The following is a 2,589-nucleotide window of genomic DNA, read 5'->3' on the forward strand; positions in this document are numbered from 1 at the left end:
GGGGCTGGTCATGCCGTGCCCTGCGGCGCTAGAACACCGCCATGAAAATCAGCGAAACCGAATTGCTTATCGTGCCCGGCCTGGGCAATGCTTCCGATGATGACTGGCAGGGGCGCTGGCTGGCGCGGATGCCGACGGCGCGCCGTGTCGAGCAGGCCGACTGGCACAAGCCGCGGCGCGAGGCCTGGGTCGATGCCCTGGTCGCAGCCGTCGCCGGGGCGAAGAAGCCGGTGGTGCTGGTCGCCCATTCGGTCGGCATTCTTACCCTGGTTCATGCCGCGCCATTGCTGGACAAAACCAGGGTCGCCGGCGCCTTCATGGTCGGGGTTCCCGATTGGGAGCGGCCGGAAATCGCTGAAGAGCATGGCGATCACGGTTTTGACCCGGTGCCGCTTCAGCCGCTCGGCTTCCCGGCCGTGCTGCTGGCCAGTTCCAATGATCCGAGCTGCGATCTCGAGCGCGCCGAGGCCTGGGCCGGGGCCTGGGGCGCCCGCTTCGTCATCGCCGGCGAAATGGGCCATTTCAACGCCGCCAGCGGTCACGGACCCTGGCCGGAGGGCATGATGGCCTTCGCCAATTTCCTCTCGACCCTGACACCGCCCGCCGCATGAGCGCGGACGGGCTGTATTGCCAGCCGCCGCAGCTGGACTGGTCGCAGGCGTCCGGCCCGCGGGCGCCGGATTATGGCGATATCTATTTCTCCGCCGAAGACGGGCTGGAGGAGAGCCGCGCCGTTTTTCTCAAGGGCTGTGACTTGCCGCAGGACTGGCAGGGCAAGGCGCAATATGTCGTCGGCGAGCTGGGCTTCGGTACCGGGCTCAATGCGCTGGCGCTGTGGGATTTATGGCGGCGCGAGGGTCCGGCCACAGGCTGGCTGCACGTCGTCAGCATCGAGAAACACCCGCTATCGCGCGCCGATGCCGCCCGCGCTTTCGAGGCCTGGCCTTCGCTGGCCGGGCTGAGCGCGCAATTACTGGCACAATGGCCCTCGGCCCTGAAGGGCGCCCACCGGCTGATCTTCCCGGACGACCGCTTCACCATCACCGTCTTCCAGGACGAGGCCGAACGCGCGCTGGAGCAGATCGAGGCCCGGGTCGATGCCTGGTTCCTTGACGGCTTTGCGCCGGACCGCAATCAGGCGATGTGGTCGCAAACCGTGTTCGACCGGATGGGCCGCCTGTCACGTGCCGGCAGCCGGGTTGCGACCTTCACCGTCGCCGGTTCCGTGCGGCGCGGTCTGCAACAGGCGGGTTTCTCGGTCGCCAAGCGTCCCGGCTTCGGCCGCAAGCGCGAACGTCTTGAAGCGATTTTTGCCGGCGCGGAAATGTCAGCGGAAAATTCGCCCGTGGAACGCACCCGGCCTTGCGGTGGCCGCGTCGCGATTATCGGGGCCGGTATTGCCGGGGCCAGCCTCGCACTGGCCTTTCGCCGCCGCGGCCGCGAGGTCGTGGTGGTCGATGCCATCGGGCCCGCCGCCGGGGCCTCGGGCGCTCCGGCCGGCCTGTTGACGCCGCGGCTGGAACGCACTGACCGCCCGCATGTCCGCGCCACCTTGGCGGCCTTTGAATTCGCGCGCCGCACCTATGCCGGGCTCGATGGCTTCTATCCCGAGGGCGTATTGCGTCTGCCGCGCGATGATGATGACCGCGAACGCCTCGCCCTGATCGCCAGCCGGATGAATGCCGACCACATCTGGGATGGTGAGGGCTTGTGGCAGCCACAGGCAGCGCGGTTCGAGCCTGCGCGCCTGGTGACCCAATTGCTTGGCGACACGCCGCTGATCCTCGCGCAGATCGCCCGGGTCGAGGAAAGCGAAACCGGCGTGTGCCTGCTGGATGACGCAGGCCGTGTGGTGCTTGAGGCCGGTCTCGTTATCCATGCCAGCGGCTGGGGCGCCAGTTCGGTATTCGACGCGCTCGACGCCAATTCCGGTCAGGTCGCGGTGATCGCGGGACGGGCGCCGCAGCGCGCCGTGGTCTGGGGTGGCTATGCCTGCGCCGCACCCGGTGGCGGGGTGATGCTGGGGACGACACATGTGCGCGGCGAGGATGCCGGCCCGGTCGGTGATGCGATCAAGGGATTGCGTGACGATCTTGCGCTGCACCGGCCGGAGATCGCCGCCGGGCTCGATGCGGAGGTGTTGCAGACCTGGTCCGGTGTGCGGGCGGTGACCAGCGACCAGTTACCGGTAAGTGGCCCGCTGGCCGGCCGTGAGTTTACAGCAAGGTGGCGGCAATATTCCACGGGCCGTCTGCCACGCATCAAACCGGGGCCGCCCGGACCGTGCCGGCAATTCATCCTGTCCGGTTTCGGCTCGCGCGGCTTCGCCCATGCACCGCTTCTGGCCGAAGCCCTGGCCGGCGATCTCAGCGGGGAGCCCGGCGCGATCGAGCGCGCCGGCCGCGAGTGCCTGCAATCAACCCGTTTCGCCTGGCGCCGGCTAAAGCGCAGTCATTAAAGGCCGATTCTCAAGATCTCTTGCCCGCTACCGCCATAGCGCAGCTCAATGATCGGGCATTCCGTGCTCAGGCAGGCAAGGTCGAGATCAAGATCCAGCGCATTCTCACGATCATAAGTCACCGCAATCGG

2 protein-coding genes are annotated in these 2,589 nt (G+C 67.6%); both read left to right on the top strand.

The genetic code is table 11. The features are described 5' to 3' along the window. The first annotated feature begins 41 nt into the window (after nucleotides 1-41). On the top strand, nucleotides 42-611 hold the full coding sequence (locus tag AAC023_RS14280; RefSeq protein ID WP_339741943.1) for an alpha/beta hydrolase: 570 nt from the start codon (nucleotides 42-44) through the stop codon (nucleotides 609-611). Next, nucleotides 608-2,458, top strand: a complete 1,851-nt coding sequence (gene mnmD, locus AAC023_RS14285; protein WP_339741945.1) for a tRNA (5-methylaminomethyl-2-thiouridine)(34)-methyltransferase MnmD — start codon at nucleotides 608-610, stop codon at nucleotides 2,456-2,458. The genes AAC023_RS14280 and mnmD overlap by 4 nt, the downstream gene beginning before the upstream one ends. Nucleotides 2,459-2,589 lie beyond the last annotated feature (131 nt).

Origin of the sequence: uncultured Maricaulis sp. (assembly GCF_963976135.1) — a bacterium.
GTDB lineage: Bacteria > Pseudomonadota > Alphaproteobacteria > Caulobacterales > Maricaulaceae > Maricaulis.

What these genes read in the sequence shown, in the direction of transcription:
- mnmD (WP_339741945.1), top strand. Translation starts at nt 608, where the DNA reads ATGAGCGCGGACGGGCTGTATTGCCAGCCGCCGCAGCTGGACTGGTCG.
- AAC023_RS14280 (WP_339741943.1), top strand. Translation starts at nt 42, where the DNA reads ATGAAAATCAGCGAAACCGAATTGCTTATCGTGCCCGGCCTGGGCAAT.